Origin of the sequence: Candidatus Erwinia haradaeae, from assembly GCF_900698955.1 — a bacterium.
GTDB classification, from domain to species: Bacteria; Pseudomonadota; Gammaproteobacteria; order Enterobacterales; family Enterobacteriaceae; genus Erwinia_E; species Erwinia_E haradaeae_G.
This window is the reverse complement of sequence record NZ_LR217720.1, coordinates 883,235-902,535: the sequence shown is the minus strand read 5'-3', so window position 1 is coordinate 902,535 and position 19,301 is coordinate 883,235. Positions and strand designations below refer to the sequence as shown.

General features: G+C 33.5%; 16 protein-coding genes, 2 tRNA genes and 1 other RNA gene. 8 read left to right on the top strand and 11 right to left on the bottom strand.

Annotated features, from left to right (window positions below):
• Window positions 1-829: 829 nt before the first annotated feature.
• Window positions 830-1,096, bottom strand: coding sequence for an RnfH family protein (locus tag ERCILAFE3058_RS02935; RefSeq protein ID WP_157990078.1), 267 nt, complete (start codon window positions 1,094-1,096; stop codon window positions 830-832).
• Window positions 1,089-1,526 carry an SRPBCC family protein gene (locus ERCILAFE3058_RS02930; protein ID WP_157989949.1) on the bottom strand — a complete coding sequence of 146 codons (438 nt, stop codon included), beginning with the start codon at window positions 1,524-1,526 and terminating at the stop codon, window positions 1,089-1,091. Before ERCILAFE3058_RS02930 ends, ERCILAFE3058_RS02935 begins: the two co-directional genes overlap by 8 nt.
• Window positions 1,527-2,260: 734 nt before the next feature.
• Here ERCILAFE3058_RS02930 and smpB point away from each other — a divergent pair.
• The 5 genes from smpB to ERCILAFE3058_RS02905 all read left to right on the top strand — a co-directional run bounded on the left by smpB (window position 2,261) and on the right by ERCILAFE3058_RS02905 (window position 5,721).
• Window positions 2,261-2,746: an SsrA-binding protein SmpB gene (smpB, locus tag ERCILAFE3058_RS02925; protein ID WP_157989948.1), complete on the top strand. Its 486-nt coding sequence runs from the start codon at window positions 2,261-2,263 to the stop codon at window positions 2,744-2,746.
• Window positions 2,747-2,785: 39 nt separating this feature from the next.
• Window positions 2,786-3,167: a transfer-messenger RNA gene (gene ssrA, locus ERCILAFE3058_RS02920) on the top strand.
• Window positions 3,168-4,407: 1,240 nt separating this feature from the next.
• A complete protein-coding gene (gene purU / locus ERCILAFE3058_RS02915) occupies window positions 4,408-5,256 on the top strand; it encodes a formyltetrahydrofolate deformylase (protein ID WP_157989947.1) in 849 nt (282 codons plus the stop codon).
• 310 nt (window positions 5,257-5,566) lie between these two features.
• Window positions 5,567-5,642 (top strand) — tRNA-Val (locus ERCILAFE3058_RS02910).
• A 6-nt stretch (window positions 5,643-5,648) separates the two neighbouring features.
• Window positions 5,649-5,721: transfer RNA gene (locus ERCILAFE3058_RS02905), tRNA-Lys, on the top strand.
• A gap of 796 nt (window positions 5,722-6,517) precedes the next feature.
• On the opposite strand, the gene ERCILAFE3058_RS02900 is transcribed toward ERCILAFE3058_RS02905, so the two are convergent.
• The 5 genes from ERCILAFE3058_RS02900 to degP all read right to left on the bottom strand — a co-directional run bounded on the left by ERCILAFE3058_RS02900 (window position 6,518) and on the right by degP (window position 12,350).
• A complete protein-coding gene (locus ERCILAFE3058_RS02900; protein ID WP_157989946.1) occupies window positions 6,518-7,699 on the bottom strand; it encodes a glycosyltransferase family 4 protein in 1,182 nt (393 codons plus the stop codon).
• Entirely contained in the window at window positions 7,677-8,660 is a 984-nt protein-coding gene (rfaC, locus tag ERCILAFE3058_RS02895) for a lipopolysaccharide heptosyltransferase RfaC (RefSeq protein WP_157989945.1), read from the bottom strand. The genes ERCILAFE3058_RS02900 and rfaC overlap by 23 nt, the downstream gene beginning before the upstream one ends.
• The gene (gene waaF, locus ERCILAFE3058_RS02890) at window positions 8,661-9,713 is read right to left on the bottom strand and encodes a lipopolysaccharide heptosyltransferase II (RefSeq protein ID WP_157989944.1); all 1,053 of its coding nucleotides are present in this window, start codon (window positions 9,711-9,713) and stop codon (window positions 8,661-8,663) included.
• Between the two features lie 20 nt (window positions 9,714-9,733).
• Window positions 9,734-10,666, bottom strand: a complete 933-nt coding sequence (gene rfaD / locus ERCILAFE3058_RS02885) for an ADP-glyceromanno-heptose 6-epimerase (protein ID WP_157989943.1) — start codon at window positions 10,664-10,666, stop codon at window positions 9,734-9,736.
• Window positions 10,667-10,907: 241 nt separating this feature from the next.
• Window positions 10,908-12,350 (bottom strand): serine endoprotease DegP, encoded by a 1,443-nt coding sequence (degP, locus tag ERCILAFE3058_RS02880; RefSeq protein WP_157989942.1) that lies wholly within the window; start codon window positions 12,348-12,350, stop codon window positions 10,908-10,910.
• Window positions 12,351-13,451: 1,101 nt separating this feature from the next.
• On the opposite strand from degP, the gene queC reads away from it, so the two are divergent.
• Window positions 13,452-14,183: a 7-cyano-7-deazaguanine synthase QueC gene (gene queC, locus ERCILAFE3058_RS02875; protein WP_157989941.1), complete on the top strand. Its 732-nt coding sequence runs from the start codon at window positions 13,452-13,454 to the stop codon at window positions 14,181-14,183.
• A gap of 526 nt (window positions 14,184-14,709) precedes the next feature.
• Here the strand turns inward: queC and suhB are convergent.
• The gene (gene suhB / locus ERCILAFE3058_RS02870; protein WP_157989940.1) at window positions 14,710-15,492 is read right to left on the bottom strand and encodes an inositol-1-monophosphatase; all 783 of its coding nucleotides are present in this window, start codon (window positions 15,490-15,492) and stop codon (window positions 14,710-14,712) included.
• Window positions 15,493-15,924: 432 nt separating this feature from the next.
• On the opposite strand from suhB, the gene ERCILAFE3058_RS02865 reads away from it, so the two are divergent.
• Together ERCILAFE3058_RS02865 and ERCILAFE3058_RS02860 are read left to right on the top strand one after the other, a co-directional pair.
• A complete protein-coding gene (locus tag ERCILAFE3058_RS02865) occupies window positions 15,925-16,062 on the top strand; it encodes a hypothetical protein (RefSeq protein WP_157989939.1) in 138 nt (45 codons plus the stop codon).
• Window positions 16,063-16,174: 112 nt separating this feature from the next.
• On the top strand, window positions 16,175-16,393 hold the full coding sequence (locus ERCILAFE3058_RS02860) for a DUF2116 family Zn-ribbon domain-containing protein (protein WP_157989938.1): 219 nt from the start codon (window positions 16,175-16,177) through the stop codon (window positions 16,391-16,393).
• Window positions 16,394-16,816: 423 nt separating this feature from the next.
• On the opposite strand, the gene kdsB is transcribed toward ERCILAFE3058_RS02860, so the two are convergent.
• From kdsB to mdh, 3 genes are all read right to left on the bottom strand, one after another.
• Window positions 16,817-17,557 carry a 3-deoxy-manno-octulosonate cytidylyltransferase gene (gene kdsB, locus ERCILAFE3058_RS02855; RefSeq protein WP_157989937.1) on the bottom strand — a complete coding sequence of 247 codons (741 nt, stop codon included), beginning with the start codon at window positions 17,555-17,557 and terminating at the stop codon, window positions 16,817-16,819.
• 8 nt (window positions 17,558-17,565) lie between these two features.
• Window positions 17,566-17,742, bottom strand: a complete 177-nt coding sequence (locus ERCILAFE3058_RS02850; protein WP_157989936.1) for a Trm112 family protein — start codon at window positions 17,740-17,742, stop codon at window positions 17,566-17,568.
• A gap of 189 nt (window positions 17,743-17,931) precedes the next feature.
• The gene (mdh, locus tag ERCILAFE3058_RS02845; RefSeq protein WP_157989935.1) at window positions 17,932-18,870 is read right to left on the bottom strand and encodes a malate dehydrogenase; all 939 of its coding nucleotides are present in this window, start codon (window positions 18,868-18,870) and stop codon (window positions 17,932-17,934) included.
• Between the last annotated feature and the right edge of the window lie 431 nt (window positions 18,871-19,301).

Below are 19,301 nucleotides of genomic sequence, written 5' to 3'. Positions count from 1 at the left end.
TAGATGGAATTTTCACTTAAGTGTGGAGAGAGAGTAAAGATAGTTCTGTAACGAACATTTTTCGATGAGTATTATCGAGATCAATATTTAAGCAATAGCTTATCTCTATGCATTACATGATGAGAGGAATGAGATTATCTATATATCAATATTGTATTATAGGTATGGAGTAATATGCATATAATAGGAATTATTCAGGTTTAGTAAAGGATACAAGAGTGTTTATCAGTGGTAACGTTTATTTTGTATATTATAATTCTAGGTGTATTGAAGAATAGTTAATATGATTTTTATTGTTAGAGTATGCAGAGGATAAAAGCGAGTATTGTGGATAATACAGTGAGATTTTCATGTTGTTTATTATAACTCGTAACAGTTTTACATCAGACATTATGTTTTAGATATATACAATATTAAGTGATTATTGAGGTATTATTTTACACTTATAGGCATATAAGATTCCTCTAGAAATATTATACAGCATTACGATGATGTCTTTAGTGGTAGAGCTATATATTTTATATTGTATTAAAAGCATCGGAAAAGTTGGAGTCATATCATTGGGCGTGCACAAAAGACCAGATGCGTGATATATAAATACCTTGAATGGGCGTGTTGATATTATTTTGTAGCTTATAAATCTGACAACTGTGGTATGAATGACCATAACGTTTTATACTTGATTGTAGATCAATTCTGTTTAATATATGTAGATTATAATTTATATTATGATAATAATACATGTGAAGAGACAAGGAAAGGAGAAGCATTATTGTATGGGTATTCTTTAATACATTGTCTCTAGTTTTGCATGTATATCTTCTTCATGTTATTGATTTTGATGTCTATTCTTAGGTTTTGAGATGATAGGACGATATATCTCAATACGATCACCATCATAAATGGTGTCAGATAAGTTTACGAACCTACCAAAAATCCCCACTTTATTCTTTGTGAGGTCTATCTCTGGGCGCAGATGCATAATACCAGACATTATAATAGCTTGCTGTACCGTACTACCCGCAGTAATGTCTATATGGTAAAGATATTGCTTGTTTGGCAGCGCATATACTACATTTATTGCAATATTAGGCAGTGTAAACCTCCCTTGCACGTTTGTTAAATGCTTTTAGTAAACTGCTATGAATTTTATCCAGTGTAGTTTTAAATGCTATTTCCATAAATATATTAGTAAATTCTACATTTAAATGTAGTTGCACCTGACATGTTTCTTTTTTTTTCGCAGTAAAATTCCAAATACCACTTAGTGTTCTAAAAGGTCCTTCAAGTAATTGAATATGAATACTATGGTTGTGAGTGAGAGTATTGCGAGTGATAAATCTTTGACGTATAAATCCTGCTATAGAAATTTCTATAGAAGCAGTCATGAAAAAATCATTTGCATTGAGTACTTGACTAGAAATGCATCCCGATAAGAACTGTGGATAACTACTTACATCATTCACTAAGCGATACATTTTTTCAGTACTAAATGGGACTAATAGAGAATCACTAATTTGAGACATATTGATTCCAGTAATGTTTAATAATGATTTTTGACTTATATTGATCGGTAGTCATAATTATATTATAAGGTATTAAGTAGTGATAGATTTCTTAGATTACGTTGACCTCAACCTTTAATAGTATATTTAGATGCTACATATGTATCTAAGTAGATCGAATGTTTTTATACTGTCAGAGAATGAGTACACAAAATTATAACGCATCATACGTTTCAGCATAACTCCAGTGATGGTAAATTACTTATACATCAACCAGTGGTGGGGTATGATGGTTTTTACAGAGTATTGCATAGAAGTTTTAGTGATTAATTAATTCAGATAATTTTCTAATTTCCAGTAGAGTTATCCTGTATGTTTTTATATTTAGAGCACTAATAAATAGTTATATTATATATAGGGTGTTCAGAATGATCGTCGATGATACTTTTGTGTTTTCGGATACTAATTTATAGCATAAATTATTACTGGTTTTAGTACAGCATATACATAGTTTGTATAGAAGTTTTCTATTATTAGAGCATTGACATATGTATATAATACTATAGGGCTTCTTTTGTCAATGCATCATGGTTTTTGTTCATATAGAGTATTCTTATATTAAGAGCAAGCTCTTTTGTTTATTGTATTGTATGAGAGATTGAGTTTTTAGAGACTGTTTAGATAATAAAATTATCTAATATGTAGTGAGAGAAGTGTATAAAGTATTACTTTTAAATATAGCAGTGGTGCCTTACATGATCAAAAAAGTAAATAACTCTGTGTATAGTGTCATTACAACGAATAAACGTGCTTATTACTCTTATTTTATAGAGAAAGAGTTTAATGCTGGATTATTGCTTGAAGGGTGGGAAGTAAAGTCTCTTCGTGTTGGTCAAGTGAATATTAGTGATAGTTATATTACTATACGTAATAGTGAAGCTTTTTTATTTGGCGCGACATTTCAGGCTCTGAAAGAAACTTCATCTTGTGTAATATGTGATAATTCCCGTAGTCGTAAATTACTTTTAAAAAAAAACGAAATCAATGAGCTATGTATTACAATTTATCAGCATGGATATAGTGCAATAGCATTATCTCTTTTTTGGCAAAACGCTTGGGCCAAACTGAAGGTGGGTGTAGGAAGGGGTAAGAAGCAATTCGATAAACGAAAATCTATTAAAGATCAAGAATGGAAGATAGATAAAGCGCGGATGATGAAGAATAAGCAAATGATTCGCTAGCATAACACTTATTTTTGAGGTATGATGCACATCATATAAGGGGCTGATTATGGATTTGACAGAATATGTAACGCTTTAGGAGCATGCCGAGGGGCGGTTGGCCTCGTTAAAAGCCGTAAAAAATAGATGCAAACGATAATAACTTTGCACCTGCTGCATTAGCCGCTTAATCAGCTTAATACACTGAAGGTGCCCTCTCTCTCACTAGCCCTTTCTCTTAGGGTGAGAAAATAGAGGGGTCAAACTTATAAGAGATCGCACATAGGCTATGCTTAAAGCTAAAGTGTTAAATTTTATCAGGCTAGTTTTTAGTGGCGTGTTCGTTCGCAACTAAACAATGAATCAAATAACCGGACTAAGCATGTAGCGCTGACAGGCAGAGCAATTCTGGACGCGGGTTCAAATCCCGCCAGCTCCACCAAATTCTTTATGACACGCTCAGAGTAATCACTGTTTTCCATAATCTCCGAATGTGTATTTTAGATCTATTATGTTTTTACTTTTATGATCTGAGTTATGGTAGTAAAAACTATTAGTATAATAAACAACTCCTATATAATAGGAGTATATATTATATCCTGCTGATATAATAAGTTTGATGGTAGCATCAAAAAACATATAAATTAAAAATATTACGAACTATATACTAGAGTATCAGTACGTGAATTAATCATATTACTTTTTATTTTTATGATACATATCATACTAATATATTTTAGACATCATTAATAAACATGCATAGATACGTCTTGTGTAGTACTCGTTTTTTCTTACAAAATGCGGATTTTCTTGTTAAAGTCACTAGTTTCTGTATCTTAGTTGTTAGCTGTAAGGATGACTGACTCTATATGTATTGACGTTTTTTCAGTAATCGATATGGCTTTATAAAAATAGACATGATGTTCATGTTTTTATGTTTTTGTTCATTTTTGAAAATTAATAGCAATAATTATTATTGATAAGTTAGAATTTTTTTCTCTCAGGTATCGCACACTAACATTAAGTACATTATGAATATCATTACATGATGTAGGATTTTTTGTGACAGTGAATAATTATAAAACTCTATTTTAGTGATATTGTAGATGTATAGATGCGTAATATGTATTATTTATCTTGATCTGGAATCGAGTATTCGTTAAGTATATACTCTTTAATACATAATATATATGATAGTATTCATAATAAGAATGTGCTAATAGCATATACTAAAGGAGTTGCCTTGCTTGTAATTTGTGGGAAATGTTCTTTATTCTGTATGATGCGGTGGTTAAGTGTTATGATGAATGCATATTGTATATAATATCGATAATTTTATGATCATATCTGTATTGTATCAAAAATATATATAAAATGAATTATAGTAATTGATCATACATTTCCTAACTTGTCTTGTTATTCATATCATGTATTTATAAAATATTAAATCAGATATAATATGCACATATTTTACTCTGGAGAAGATGGACGTAGCTTGTCAAGTATTCTCTATTTTAAGCGGGAAATATATTTATTGTATATCATAAATTTTTTTAAAGTAGGATGATATCATGACTATTTTTTCTTATTTCTCTAAAAATTGGCATGGTGGAGAATAAGAAATTCTATATCTATTGTTTATATTAAAAGCATTTCACTGTATATAAAGGATTATTCGCAGCATGCAGTTAGAAATACAGCCACGCAAAATTTTAAAAATTATTTGCACCGATAGCGCGGGATTACTTGCAAAACTTACAAATATCTTTTATAACCACCAACTTAATATTGTAAACAATAGAGAGTTTGTGGATCACACGACTTCTTTGTTTTTTATGCGCACTGAGTTAGAAGGTGTTTGCGATAATCAAATATTTCTTAAAGACCTTGATACAATTTTACCGAAGGGATCACAGCGGGAATTACACTTTTTAAAACGGTATAAGATTGTGATATTAGTAAGTCAAGAATCCCACTGTCTTGGCGATTTATTAATACAGAGTACCTATGGTGAGTTAGATGTTGATATTGCTGCAGTGATTGGAAGTCATGAAAAGCTCCGTAATTTAGCAGAGAGTTTTGATATACCATTTGTTTTCTTAAGTCCTAAAGGTTGTACACGATTAGACCAAGATAATAACATTGCTTCTAGTATCGATGTTTACCAACCTGATTATATAGTATTAGCAAAATATATGCGTATTTTAACTCCGGAATTTGTTTATCGTTATCCTAATAAAATTATTAATATTCACCACTCCTGTTTACCTGCATTTATTGGTGCAAGACCGTATCACCAAGCTTACGAACGAGGTGTAAAAATGATTGGGGCTACTGCGCATTATGTAAACCATAAGTTAGATGCAGGGCCTATAATTATGCAGGATATGATGCATATTGATCATAGCTATGTAGTAGCGGATATGATAAGAGCTGGTCGTGATATAGAAAAGAATGTACTGAGTCGTGCTTTGCACTTAGTTTTAACACAGCGTGTATTTATACATGGTAATCGTACTATTTTACTGTAATGATTTTACGCTTTTTCGGTAAATGTTCGCACAACCTTATTATCGTTGATCTATATCATAAATAGTGACGACTATGTAAAAAGAATTATCTATGAGTAGATTACTGAATTATCTCTACTGCATGATAGTATATATAATAATACTATGGAGTATGCCACTGATATTATCAGTGGAGGTATACATCAAAAAGTTTGTCTAATGACTAGAGATGTTAGTGCCATATCTAAAATTACCAATATATTTATATTCTAAAATCTTGACTTAGATGATCAGTGTTCTATATAATGATTCATTAAAAATTATCGTTATAGGGTGATTAGCTCAGATGGAAGAGCACCTCCTTTACACGGAGGGGGTCGGCGGTTCGAGCCCGTCATCACCCACCATATTTTGGGTCGTTAGCTCAGTCGGTAGAGCAGTTGACTTTTAATCAATTGGTCGCAGGTTCGAATCCTGCACGACCCATCAAGGATTTCATCTAAAAATATCCTCTATCATAGAATAGAAAAAATATAGAAATAAGAGATATCATAATGATATTGAGAAAACATCTTAACTGGGATGAAAGTTCTATATTATACTTTTGATGAGATTATAATATAGTAACTATAAGCAAGTCATAGATATATGATAATGCGTAGAGATTGTAGGATTTTGTTTCTCTATAAACACAAAATATCATTCTTCGTGAAAGGTATAATATACATTATATTCTTTTCTTGCAAAATACTTACATGAAGTATTTATATCAATCTCATACAATAAATGGTTTTTAGGTCACTTTTATTTACTCAATAATATCGTAGCAGAGTACATCTTATTGATTATAGAATGTTCTCTAAATTTTTTGAGAGTCTCTTTTGTTCATTTTACAAATTGAGAATTCACTTTATAAATTGATTATTATGAGTAAATTCATCTATATCATTAAATAATATGATGGTGTTCATCTCAAAAATTTTATAGTGCTAATATAAATAGATAGATTCTAGTAGTATAAGTGATGAAAGTTTCTTGAAAAAGTTATTAAACACAACTTGCATCATAATCTTGTATAAGAGTATCTCTATTACTGGAAAATATGTATTTCCATTAAGTAAAATAGAAAAAACAGTTCTTTGTAAAGGTAAGTTATGTCTCGACGTTTTTAATGCATAATATGTACTATTGTTAGCATGATATCAGCACATACACCGCTGTAATAAGCGGTACTAATATAACATCATGTGTATGACATCAGGATTGTTGTTATTTTTTATAGTTATAGAGGAGAATTATTTTGATTTTTGAAATATCGTATGGTGTTCTTTAAATTTTCTTGAAAGAGATTATAATCTAACTGAGTGGTAGCATATTTTTGTGCATTATAGCTAAATGTATTATAGGTATGAAGAACCATTAATCTTTCCACCGCATTCGAACATTCAAAATGTGAGAGAAATTTGGGTTTCACTAAAGTATCAGTGATCGGATTATATACATAATGAGGAAAATTAATATGCATTCCTATAAGATTCTGGTGGTTTTGTATAGATACTGTTGGATGCAGCCCTAGTCCACATACATTGTTTGGAATTGCTTCTGGTTGCCCATCAATCAGAGGGAAAATTACTGGAACTCCATAATATAATGCTTCCATGCAAGATAAACCAAATGGTTCAGTGATCGGCGTACTCATATAAATATCAATACGATTAAAAAAACTAGACATTTCCTGCTGAAAACCACTGAATATTACACGGTCACTTAGTTGTAGTTTTTGTGTTAATAGCTCCAGTGATTTTTTATATTCTCCCTTTCCAGCAATCTCTATTGTAATATCATGCCCACGAAGCATTAATTCATGGACCGTGAGTAGAGATACAGTAATCCCTTTGATATCAACCAAACGCGATGCAGTCCCAAGGCGCACAGGTTTATGAAGCGTTTTTTTTGCATTGTGTATGCCACATGGATTTTTAATACGGTTCAGCACTATAAGATGACGGCATGGTAAGTTAAAACGTAATTCCATCATTCTTTTTGATGCCAGTGATGCCGCGATAACGCCATCTAACATTGAAAAAAATACACTTGTTTTATTGTCTCTAGTAAAGCGCCATGATGCACCATGATCATAATAGAGGAGTATGGTGTCTTTTGGTTTTGAAGGGAGCTCGATAACAAGATTCCACATAATGATAACATCGGCAGATATTTTAGACATTTGCCATAAAATCCAATATTTGCGTAAAAACTTTGGACAACGTAGAGATAGATGTTTAGATAATCTATTCACAAATTGTACCCTATGATACAGAATGGGGCTGTGAATTTCAGTACCAATCTTATTACTACAACACATGATCACATGATTATCATCAGAAGGTGTATCTATATGCTGTAAAAAAAGGCGCTCAACGCCACCCATCTTTGCTAAGTTAATCACATGCAGTTGTTTCATATAAAAGTTGTTCCAGAGAAAGTTGAACTGTGTCGGAGGTAAGAGTGGTCATGTTTTTTTCTAATGAACATAGTACTATTTGGTTTCGACCATACGTACCAATTAATTTGACGTTAGTGGGTCCATAGAGAGTGATATTATGGCAGTTTAGTGCAGCAGCTAGATGGCTTAATCCTGTATCTACAGAAATGACTGCGCGTGCACCAGCTAGTATGTGTGCAATTTTTTCTAATGTCATTTTAGGCAAGATCTCTACATGACTAAAGCCTTGTGCCAACCGTTTTGCACGTAAAAATTCATGTTGAATGCCCCATGGCAATTTAACATAAAGACCAGTGGTTTGTATAAACTTAATAAGCCTTCTCCATTGCATCTCTGGCCATTCTTTATCACGTCGTGTAGTGGCATGTATACAAACAAGATATTGACCCGAATCTAGTGGCAGGTTTTTATTAAAGCGTTGTGCAATCGCATAATTTCCGATGATTGTTGGTAAATCATAACGCAAACTTTTTGCAAAAAGTATACGAGTCCGTTGTACAGCATGTTTTTTTTGGGGGATATTATAACGTTTATCATACCAAAAACTTGCACAAGGTTCTTTTGTACTATGGATATCACCTCCGTGTGTAATACCTTTAGCTAAACGACTTACGAGAGTAGCGCTTTTCATTAACCCCTGAGCATCAATCACAGCATCATATGAATATAATTGAAGAGATTTTTTAAATTCTTGGTATTCTTTACGCACCAGACTTCGAAACCAATTTTTACGCCACCGACGTATAGCTACTGGAATTACTCGATTAACTGCTGGATGCCAGGATGGTATTTGTGCAAAATCCTCTTCTATCACCCATTCAAAAGAAACATTAGGAACAGATAACATAGCATCAGTAAGTGCAGGCAGCGAGTGTAGTATATCCCCCATGGAGGAGGTTTTTACTATTAAAACTCGCATTTAACCCTTTATGGTGTTGTCATGGAGTTCTTCCATTTCATACATAACTCGATCTGGTTTTATATTGACTAGACTCTGGTGATAACCTGTAGAAGCACTTTTTCTTCTAAGTCGATGATATTTATTCATGGCATGTATAATGCGTGCTTTTTTTGATAAAGGTGGTGTGAATTCTGGATTACTAAGTCCGTATAATGCAATTAGTGGACGATCGAGTGCAGCTGTAATATGCATTAGTCCAGAGTCGTTGCTAATTACAGTATGACAGCATGAGAGCATAATAATTGCTTCTTCAAGATGAGTATAGCCAACAAGGTTATGATAATAGTTACGCATCGTATTAGGGATGCTAAGAAGAATTTTTTGACTAGTGCTTTGTTCATGCATAGAACCTAATGTTAGGATTTGGTATCCTTTTGCAATTAAATTTTTTGCTAGTGTTGCATAATGATAATATGGCCATTGTTTAGATAGACCTGATGCTGCTCCAGGGCATAAGCCTATAATGGGTCTGTCTGTATTGCATAGTCCAAAAGTTTTTAGGGTAATATGTTTTTCTTCCTCATGCACTTTCAGTTTTGGCATGGGAAAGGGTTGCGGAAGATTTTTAGCATTGTCAGTGTATGATTTTTGATAACTCAATGCTACATAACGCTGTACCATCAGCGGCAACGCGGTACGGTTTAATATCCGTATATCATTTAAAAGCCCGTAACGCATTTCCCCTCTCCAGCCAGTACGCTGTGGAATAGCAGCGAAGAAAGGAATAATAGCGGATTTAAATGAACCAGGGAGGACAAAGGCTTGGTCGTAATGCTTGATGCGTAATTTTTTACTTAAACTCCAGCGTTCCATTAATTTGATTACCCCATGTCCTAGTGGCATTAATAATGCTTCATTTACCTCTGGCATGCGCAAAAGCAAGGGGTGTGACCAAGAAGGAGCCATTACATCAATAATTATGTTAGGATTTGCGCTCTTAAGATTTTGATAGAGACTATGTGACATCATCATATCACCAATCCAAGAGGGTCCTATAACTAGGATCTTCATTTTATCTGTGCTTATTTATATTATATAGAATTTAGCCACTCCATATAATCTAGAATACCTTCGGAAATACTTTGGAATGGCTGATTGTATCCTACTAATCGTAATTGAGAGAGGTTAGCTTCTGTAAATTCTTGGTAGCATCCTTTAAGATTATCTGGAAATGGAGTGTATTCAATAATATTTTTTTTATGATAGCCAAGCAAAATATTAGCTACATCTTGGAATGATGTAGCGTAACCGGATCCACAATTAAAAATACCAGATATAGCATTCTCCAAACACCATAAATTCACTAATGTTACATCTTTTACATAAGTAAAATCACGTTTAAATTTTTGACTTCCAGTAAATAGTTTTGGATTCTTTCCATTTTTAAGTTGTTGATAAAAATGAAAAATTACGCTAGCCATTGCACCCTTATGACTTTCACGCGCTCCATAGACATTGAAATAACGCAAACCGCATACTGGTGAGTATGCGGTTGGTAATTTACAGCGAACGTAGTGGTCAAAGAGCATCTTCGAGTATCCGTACATATTAAGCGGTTTTTCATATTTACGTGCTTCAATGAAGTTTTCATTGCAACGACCGTATATCGCAGCAGAAGATGCATATAGGAATGGAATTTTGTGCTTTAAGCACCAGTTAAGTAGTTCTTTTGAGTATTGATAGTTGTTATCCATCATATATTTACCATTCCACTGTGTGGTATCCGAGCATGCACCTTCATGGAATACGGCTTCTATGTTAGGAAAATAACGTGTGTGTTCTAAAATCGACATTCGGAAGTCTATTTTATCCATGTAATCGGAAATATTGAGATCTGAAATATTAGAATATTTAGAGCCATTAGTAAGATTATCTACTACTAGAATATCGGTATGGCCTTGTTGATTTAAAGCATGGATAATATTACTTCCAATGAACCCAGCTCCGCCTGTAACAATAATCATTCGTTTGTACCCAGAAAATGAGTTGTGGCATAAGATAAATAAAATACAAATAGTTTTTAAGACATGATTTACTATCTTCGTAAATATTGATTATCAGCTACTATCTTTTATGATGTCTTTGTTATGCATTTTATATTCATTCTCTCTTAAAAGTGCATAGATGATAGTATCTGATGTAGTATTTTAGTCAATCTAATGAGAACTAAAACTATAGATACCTCTGTAGTTTTACATGACATGATCATTGCATGAGCAGGTAAAGAGAGTTATCACCACGTTTAATATTGAGTGCTAATACCGCAGGTTTATTTTCAAGGACTTTTCGTAGCTCACCTAAATTGGTAATAGGTTGCTGATTTACTCCAAGAATAATGTCATCTTTTTTAAGTCCAATGCGTGCTGCAGCTGAACCAGGTTTCAGATTTTCAACTTTAACTCCTTTTACTCCATAAGTGTCATAATTCTTAAGATCTGCGCCTTCAATGCCACTATAAATACTACCAGAGTCTACTTTCTCTGTATTGCTTTGTTGTAAAGCTAGGTGTGTTTCCATGGGTTTACCATCTCGGATGAATCCAAGTTTCATTGTCGTGCCCACTGGAAGTGAACCAATCTGAGCGCGTAGCGCTGAAAAGCTAGCAATAGGTTTATTGTTGATTGAAACAATCACATCTCCTGCATGAATGCCTGCTCGATCGGCTGAAGATTGTGGTAAAACTTGACTTACAAAAGCACCTCTCTGCACATCGACCTTTATTGCTTTAGCGAGCTCAGAATTGAGTTCAGTTCCAATAATACCTAGTTCCCCTCGTTTAACTTGACCATAAGTAATCATTTGATCACATAAGTTTTTTACCATATTAGATGGAATGGCGAATCCAATACCGATGTTGCCCCCATCCGGTGCTAAAATAGCAGTGTTAATTCCGATTAATTCTCCATGCAGGTTAACTAATGCTCCACCTGAGTTACCGCGATTGATTGCAGCATCAGTTTGGATGAAATTTTCATAGTTTTCAAGGTTTAAACCACTGCGTCCTAAAGCAGAAATAATTCCTGCTGTTACTGTTTCTCCCAGGCCATAAGGATTTCCGATAGCTACAGTATAATCACCGACATGGAGATTCTCAGAGTCTGCCATTATAACAGCTGTTAAGTGTTTAGCTTCTAAGATCTGAATTAATGCAATATCAGAGCGTGGGTCTTTACCGATAATCTTAGCATCATATTTCCCCCCATCACTGAGTTGTACTTGTATTTTTGTTGCATTATCTACTACATGATTATTTGTTACTACATAGCCTTTTATGGCGTCAATAATGACACCTGAACCCAAAGCTCGGAATTTTTGTTGAGGATTTTCTATGCCGTAGTTATCATTAGATCCATTACCTTGACATAATGGCGATCCAAGGAATGGGGAACCTTCTTGACATAAAGGGGATTGGCTAAAAAAAGGCGAAAATTGTGGAAATTGCTCGATTCTATGTGGTATCAGGCCCTCAACATTGATGCTCACTACGGATGGCATAACCGTTTCTAGCATAGGCGCTAGGCTCATGAATTGTGGCGAACTCAAGGGATGGTAAGATCCTTCAGAAAGGGTAGAAGACAAGGCAGGCAGCGCGATACTGAGGCTCAGGCTAAGTGCTAATGCGTTAAATACTAAAATATTTTTTTTCATGAGAGTATGTCTCTAGTCATTTTATAAAATAGTCATAGCGTTTTTTTCCACAAAGAACTGGATACATCATTATTCTATTTATCTAAATATATATGAGTATAATGAGACTCGCTAAGTAATGGGTAAAATACAGTATGTTGTTCATAATAATTCATGGATTCATTGTAGTTATTTTTATAATGAACATGAAGATATTATGTGAATATTTTAGTTAATTTTTACATGTTGAGTGATATTCTCATTATATTTTTAGTAGTCTGATAGATAAAATCTACCTCATTTTATCGGCAATGATAGATTTTTTATTTCGGTTTGATCTGATATAATTTAATGAGAATTAAATTTGTACCAAGTATTTATGTGATCGCTGTAAATAAAGTTTTTTATATAGTATTACATCAATAAAATATTCCTAGTATGTCAATACGATAGTGTAATAGTTCATAGGATTCATAGTACCATTGCCATAAATTCGAAGGAGATCAAGCTGATGCAAGCTATACGAACTTCTACCATAATATCACTGGCTTACGTGCAATTATATAGATGTATATATGAGAGAAATGCTTTTACGATTCTATCGTGCTGGGTAAGTAATGATACCATAGATATTTTATCGGATTTTTCTTAATATTTTTCTCGTGTGTGTATTATATGACTAGTTTTTATATATATCAAAAGATATTGGTATATTTTATACCTACATACTTTTTTGTGTTGGTAAAATTATATCTTTCTTTTGTCTGAAAGTTAATTATAGAACTGTAATCTTTCAGTTAAAAAAGAATTTATATTATATTTATATATCAACATGTATGTATTATACATAGACAATATTATTATTTTCATACACCATAGGGTTTCTACGCACTCTAGTTTTTCACAGATTGATACGGCGATTCATTGAAATATATTTTTATTGAATAAGTATTGAGGACTTTTTAACATAGTAGACAACCTAGCATAAAGCATGAGCATTGAGCACTATTGCATATTTTATAATAGTATTGAACTTGCAAACCTTAATCATATACTGAGTGTCCAGACGAATAGCGCTGTTTATATCAGTGAGAATATAGACCATTAATTAAGGATGTACGCATGAAACAAGCCACTGTAGTAGTTTTTAGTGGTGGACAAGATTCAACAATATGCCTTATACAGGCTATCCAAGAATATCAATTCGTTCATTGTATTACTTTTGATTATGGACAACGTCATAGTTACGAGATCGATATAGCACGAGATATTGTAAAAAAACTAGGAGTATGTTCACATAAAATTATCAATATTTCGATTTTGAATGATCTCGTCGCTTCTTGTCTTACAAGGGAAAATACATCAGTGCCTTTATCTGGTATGCGACAAGATACTCGTATACCTATCACTTTTGTTCCTGGTCGTAATATATTATTTTTAACACTAGCCTCCATATATGCTTATCAGTTACAGGCAAAAACAGTGATTATAGGAGTGTGTGAAACAGATTTTTCAGGGTATCCAGATTGTCGTCAGGAGTTTATAGTAGCCATGAACAAAGCTATATCATTAGGCATGGAGACGACATTAATTTTAAAAACTCCATTGATGTGGTTAACTAAAGCTGAAACTTGGGCATTAGCAGATACGTTCGGTATGCTGCAATTTATAATTGATGAAACTATGACATGTTATAACGGAATTAAGAGTTATGGATGCAGAAACTGTTATGCTTGTGATTTACGAAATAGAGGGCTTAGGGAATATTTAAGTAATAAAAGTGTTATAAAAAAACAATTATATGATAAACAAAATATATACAACGTAGATAATGCAAGCACTGTAAAGACTTAAAACGTCAGTGTGGCGCACATAATCATTTTATGTAATTTTTAGCAGAATATATTATGCATGTTATTATTGGGTGGATATATAGAGAAATCTTATATTTTTGATTTTATTTATATGTTTTTACACTCCTTAAGAAAGAGTCTGCTAGTTTATCTTTTATCTTTCAATAGCATTAAGAGAATATATACTAGTGACCTCGTGTGTCGAATATCCGTATGTGATATTCATGTGGTATTCTTAGGGGTATTGAGATGGAATATGCATACACATAATGATGCCATATAGTCACTTCACTGATTTGAGTTATGTGTTATTAACCGTTATTATAAGCTATTTTATCGGTCTTTATACTAAAGAAATTCTTATGCCTGTATTATATGTGAAGAGTACTACTAAGATATGCGCATATAGCCGCCATGTTAATTAAGTTATGATATCTAATGTATAGAGAGATACATCTTTTTTCAAATACATGTATAAAAATATCGTTGCGTAGATGTATTTACAAAAATAGAGGATGAGATTTTATCTATTTAACACGTATGTGAGCTAAGAGAGCTTTCACAATGCGTACGTTACCAGAGACAAAGTTTCCATTATAAAAATAGTCGTGCGAACCAGTCAAGTCCGTTACTAGTCCGCCAGCTTCTCGAATAAGTAGCTCACCTGCAGCAAAATCACATGGTGCAAGGTTTATGGCAAGATATCCATCTATTCGACCAGAAGCTATATAGGCGAGATCTAGCGCCACTGACCCATGACGTCTAAAATCAGCACACTGTGTAAAAATTTTTTCGATAATTTTGATATAAGGTGAAGCGTTTGGGTTCATTTTGAAAGAGCAGTTAGTAGATAATATGGCTTTTTCGAGGTCGCGTACCATTCCTCCACGTAGGCGATAACCATTTAATTGAGTACCATGACCACGCCAAGCACGAAATAATTCATTACGTATTGGATCGTATACCACTGCAATTTCACTGCGTCCTTTAATTCTTATAGCGATAGAAATACTAAAATGTGGTAAACGTTTAATGTAGTTGATGCTTCCATCCAGTGCATTGATAATCCATTGCACATGCTGATCTCCGGTGTGCATCGTATTATTGTCTGTTGTAATAATTGTATGTTGTGGATACGATTTGAGGATGATTGCAATCATCTGATATCGTGTTTCTTTCTCAACATATGTCATAAATTCATGATAACCTTTCTGTTTAGACTCAATCGAATCCATTTTTTCATAGTATTTAGTCATAATGTTTCCGGCCTGACGTACAGCACGGATGGCAATATTGAGCATTGGATGCATAGATGATATAATCTCAATAAATATTAAAAATCAATAATTGTTAATAATAGCGTTCTATAGCTTCAAGGGGTGATGTACGTTATACAATTGATAACCTAATGGTCCATCCTACTATAAGTAATGAATGAATGATGCATAAATACACATAGTATGTAGTATAACTAGAAATTTTAGTAAAATACTTTGCATGCATTTCTATTTTTTATTTAATAAGTTAGTGCGCTATATAACGAAGTCTTCCTGACAGATAAAAAGCGTGTTATATAGTAGTGAGTCTCCTCAGTATATCTATAGATGATCTTATAATTCTCTAGAATGTACTCAGGCTAGTATTACTATCTAATATGGCTGTATATAATTAGAGGGATTAAAATATCTCTCATCCAACATATATTGAATTTTAATACAGCGAATGAAGTTGGGTGTTCTTGTATGATAACTTCTTTATATCATGATTTTACTTTAGTGCGTTTGTGTTTGCGATCTGAATCTATCCAAATATTTCGCCTTATTTTATATAGAGAGCTCCTTGCTGTGTTTTCTTATGTTAAAGAAGAACACCTCACCTGATTTAATGTACACGGAATATGATTTGTGAATATAGGTTATAATGCCATAGATTTTATGGGTATTAGAGGGATGTAATAACATTCCAATACGTAAATTTATATAGGAGTTGATAATGGATGAAGCAGATTTAGCTCAAAAGCGTGAACAGGATATCATTAAAGCAGCGCTATCTGCCCGAGAAAAAAGCCTGCAAAGTCCTAATGGGAAATGCATTTGGTGTAAGGAGGAAGCGATTGTCGTAGACACGGCATTTTGTTCAGCAGAATGTGGGGATGATTATAATAAATACCAGAGAGAAATGAAACAAAGGTTAGGTCGGCAATACCAATAATGGTATCCCTCAACATCCAAAATAAGCAAACCTATGTCTGAATGGCAATATTGTAATTAAAATGGGAGAGTTTATCACAAGGAGGTGTGTTTTACAAAATATTTATATATTGATCATCAGCAAGGGGTGGTGTGTATCATTATATATGATAAACATCAGTATATTTGGATTTCTATGAGAACGTGCTCTATAGTAAAGCAACAGGTTAGGATGACGATTTCTTCTGATTAAAATATAGTTTTATGCTTAATAAAACAGAGAGGAATCAATACATATTGCTGCTCATTGCATGTAGTCAGAATATCGCCAGGCTTATTATAGTGCATCTAACTATAATGGAGACATAAGAGTTTTTATGAGTCAGGGTATTATTGTTATATGAGATAAAATCTATATTGCAAAAGATTTACTTGTCATAGATGGTTATTGTTTGTTTAGGTATATGAGGTCTTCTTCTGTATCTACAGAAGTTTCAGGGTGCACTTTTGCAATGTCAACGTGTATTTTTTCTCCATACCATAATACTCGTAATTGCTCTAGGTTTTCATATCTTTCCAATAAACTTGTCTCCCATCTGACATAGCGACGAATAAATCCAGCATAATAGCTATATATTCCAATATGACGTAGAAATTGGTTGTTCATGTGATATTTTTTTATAGTACCATGCTCTTGACTCCATGGAATCAAGGAACGAGAAAAATAAAGAGCATATCCTTGTATGTTACGTACTACTTTAACTACATGAGGGCTGTGTGATTCTTGCGTGGAAAGAATCTGTGTCGCCAACGTAGCTATGCGCACATTATGCCGAGAGAGATTTTCCGCTACCTGGCTGATAAGTGCTGGAGGTATCATAGGTTCATCACCCTGTACATTGACGATAATCGTTTCGTCAGAAAAATGATAAAAATCGACAACCTCAGACAAGCGTTCAGTACCAGATTGATGGTTTTGTCGAGTCATACAGACCTCTATGTTGTAAGCATGCATGAGACATGCTATATCAGTATGATCGGTGGCGACAATGACTTTCTGAGCACCAGATCTTAAAGCTTTCTCTACTACATGTAAAACCATCGGTTTACCATGCAAGTAAGATAATGGCTTTCCTGGCATTCTTTGAGAAGAAAAACGTGCCGGAATAATAACAATAAACTTCATGGATAGTCCTATGTTGATGTTATTGGACAGGCTTTATCGGTAAGGAGAACGGGAATTCCCTCTCGAATAGGATAGGAGACCATGTCAGAATGACAAATGAGTTCTAATTTCTCTGTAGAATGAGAGAGTGTTAACTGTTTGTAACAAATTGGACACGCTATGAGATCAAGAAGAAGAGGATGCATGTTTTACCAACCCATTATAGTTAGTGTAAGAACATCAGAGCGGCATAACTCTGAATAGTATTATTCTAGGAACGTATCATGTTGTTACCCGTTCCTAGAATAAATATTAGATTTGTGCTAGTTATTTTAGTAAGTGATAACTCTAAGATTTTTATAAGTACTCGTAGAGTGGCATGATGTCAGTATTATTTATTTAACAAATTCTTCCCCTATTTTAATGTCATATTTCAGTTGATCTAACATATTATTTAGCGCACACATTTCAAATTCGCTCAATATACCAATTGAGAGATATTCAGTAATGCCGTTTTTACCTAGTATAAGAGGTTGCGAGAAGAAACGAGCATATTCTCCCGTGCCTTCCACGTATGCATATTCAAGAATGTGATTCTCACCGTTTAATGCGCGTACTAAAGAAAGGCAAAAAGACGTAGCCGCATATGCCATAGAGAGCGTTGCAGAGCCACCACCAGATTTTGCCTCAAGAACTTTTGTGCCTGCAGTTTGAACACAATATGTGACATCATGAATTTGCGTTGTATTTAATTTAATACCATTATTAATTTGAGATAAGAGGGGGAGAATGGTAACACCTGAGTGACCTCCAATAACTGGGATATTTAATTCTTCTGGAGTTTTATCTATTAACGCAGAAACAAAAGTATTAGCGCGTATTACATCTAATGTAGTGACTCCAAAAAGTTTATTTTTGTTATATACTTTTTCTTTTTTGAGAACCTCAGCAGCAATGGGAACAGTTGTATTCACTGGATTTGTAATGATGGCTATCAGGGCTTGTGGGCTATTTATGGCCACCTGCTCCATTAAAGTGTAAATAATACTTGCATTAAGTTTAAATAGATCAGAACGATCCATACCTGGCTTTCTAGCAAAGCCAGCAGTAATTAATACTATATCAGCATCTTTTAGTGCTAAGGCAGGGTCATTTCCGCTAAATCCATGAACATCAATGGAAGTAGGTATATGACTTAAATCAATAGCAATTCCTGGGGTAACAGATGAGACATCGTATAGAGATAGCTCGCTATTTTTCGGTAGCTGAAGTTTAAGCAGTAAAGATAAAGATTGTCCAATACCTCCTGCTGCACCAAGGATGGCGATTTTCATCTAATACTCCTGAATGTATATTGAATGTGAAATATATGAGTCTGGTAAGACGAATATTATATAGTGTTAAATTTTGTTACATGGTTGTTTTACTTTAGTGCTTTGTGTACAAGAGAATCAGGGATTGAAAGTAGAACCATGGTGAAGATTGTGTACTGTTAGAACCTGTATGGATATATATGCTCAAATGACATCCATCATGCATTTTTTCCCAGTATCACATCATGATTTTGTTAAAATGCAACAATCATATTAAATTGACATTATAGATTGATATTGCATATGTCTCAAGGTGTATTGATTTGAATTGGTGTTTATTGTTAAGATAAGACTATATAATTTTATTTTTGCGGCAGATTACTGGTAATAGACGAGTAACGATAGCCTGTATTTTACAGGCAGATAAATATTTTGATTATGTTAATCATGTA

Excerpts from the sequence above, each read along its gene's own strand:
- smpB (WP_157989948.1), top strand. The coding sequence starts at position 2,261 with ATGATCAAAAAAGTAAATAACTCTGTGTATAGTGTCATTACAACGAAT.
- ERCILAFE3058_RS02865 (WP_157989939.1), top strand. The coding sequence starts at position 15,925 with ATGATAACTTCTTTATATCATGATTTTACTTTAGTGCGTTTGTGTTTG.
- rfaC (WP_157989945.1), bottom strand. The coding sequence starts at position 8,660 with ATGCGAGTTTTAATAGTAAAAACCTCCTCCATGGGGGATATACTACAC.
- kdsB (WP_157989937.1), bottom strand. The coding sequence starts at position 17,557 with ATGAAGTTTATTGTTATTATTCCGGCACGTTTTTCTTCTCAAAGAATG.
- waaF (WP_157989944.1), bottom strand. The coding sequence starts at position 9,713 with ATGAAGATCCTAGTTATAGGACCCTCTTGGATTGGTGATATGATGATG.
- purU (WP_157989947.1), top strand. The coding sequence starts at position 4,408 with ATGCAGTTAGAAATACAGCCACGCAAAATTTTAAAAATTATTTGCACC.
- suhB (WP_157989940.1), bottom strand. The coding sequence starts at position 15,492 with ATGCATCCAATGCTCAATATTGCCATCCGTGCTGTACGTCAGGCCGGA.
- ERCILAFE3058_RS02930 (WP_157989949.1), bottom strand. The coding sequence starts at position 1,526 with ATGTCTCAAATTAGTGATTCTCTATTAGTCCCATTTAGTACTGAAAAA.
- queC (WP_157989941.1), top strand. The coding sequence starts at position 13,452 with ATGAAACAAGCCACTGTAGTAGTTTTTAGTGGTGGACAAGATTCAACA.
- ERCILAFE3058_RS02850 (WP_157989936.1), bottom strand. The coding sequence starts at position 17,742 with ATGCATCCTCTTCTTCTTGATCTCATAGCGTGTCCAATTTGTTACAAA.
- ERCILAFE3058_RS02860 (WP_157989938.1), top strand. The coding sequence starts at position 16,175 with ATGGATGAAGCAGATTTAGCTCAAAAGCGTGAACAGGATATCATTAAA.
- rfaD (WP_157989943.1), bottom strand. The coding sequence starts at position 10,666 with ATGATTATTGTTACAGGCGGAGCTGGGTTCATTGGAAGTAATATTATC.
- mdh (WP_157989935.1), bottom strand. The coding sequence starts at position 18,870 with ATGAAAATCGCCATCCTTGGTGCAGCAGGAGGTATTGGACAATCTTTA.
- ERCILAFE3058_RS02900 (WP_157989946.1), bottom strand. The coding sequence starts at position 7,699 with ATGAAACAACTGCATGTGATTAACTTAGCAAAGATGGGTGGCGTTGAG.
- degP (WP_157989942.1), bottom strand. The coding sequence starts at position 12,350 with ATGAAAAAAAATATTTTAGTATTTAACGCATTAGCACTTAGCCTGAGC.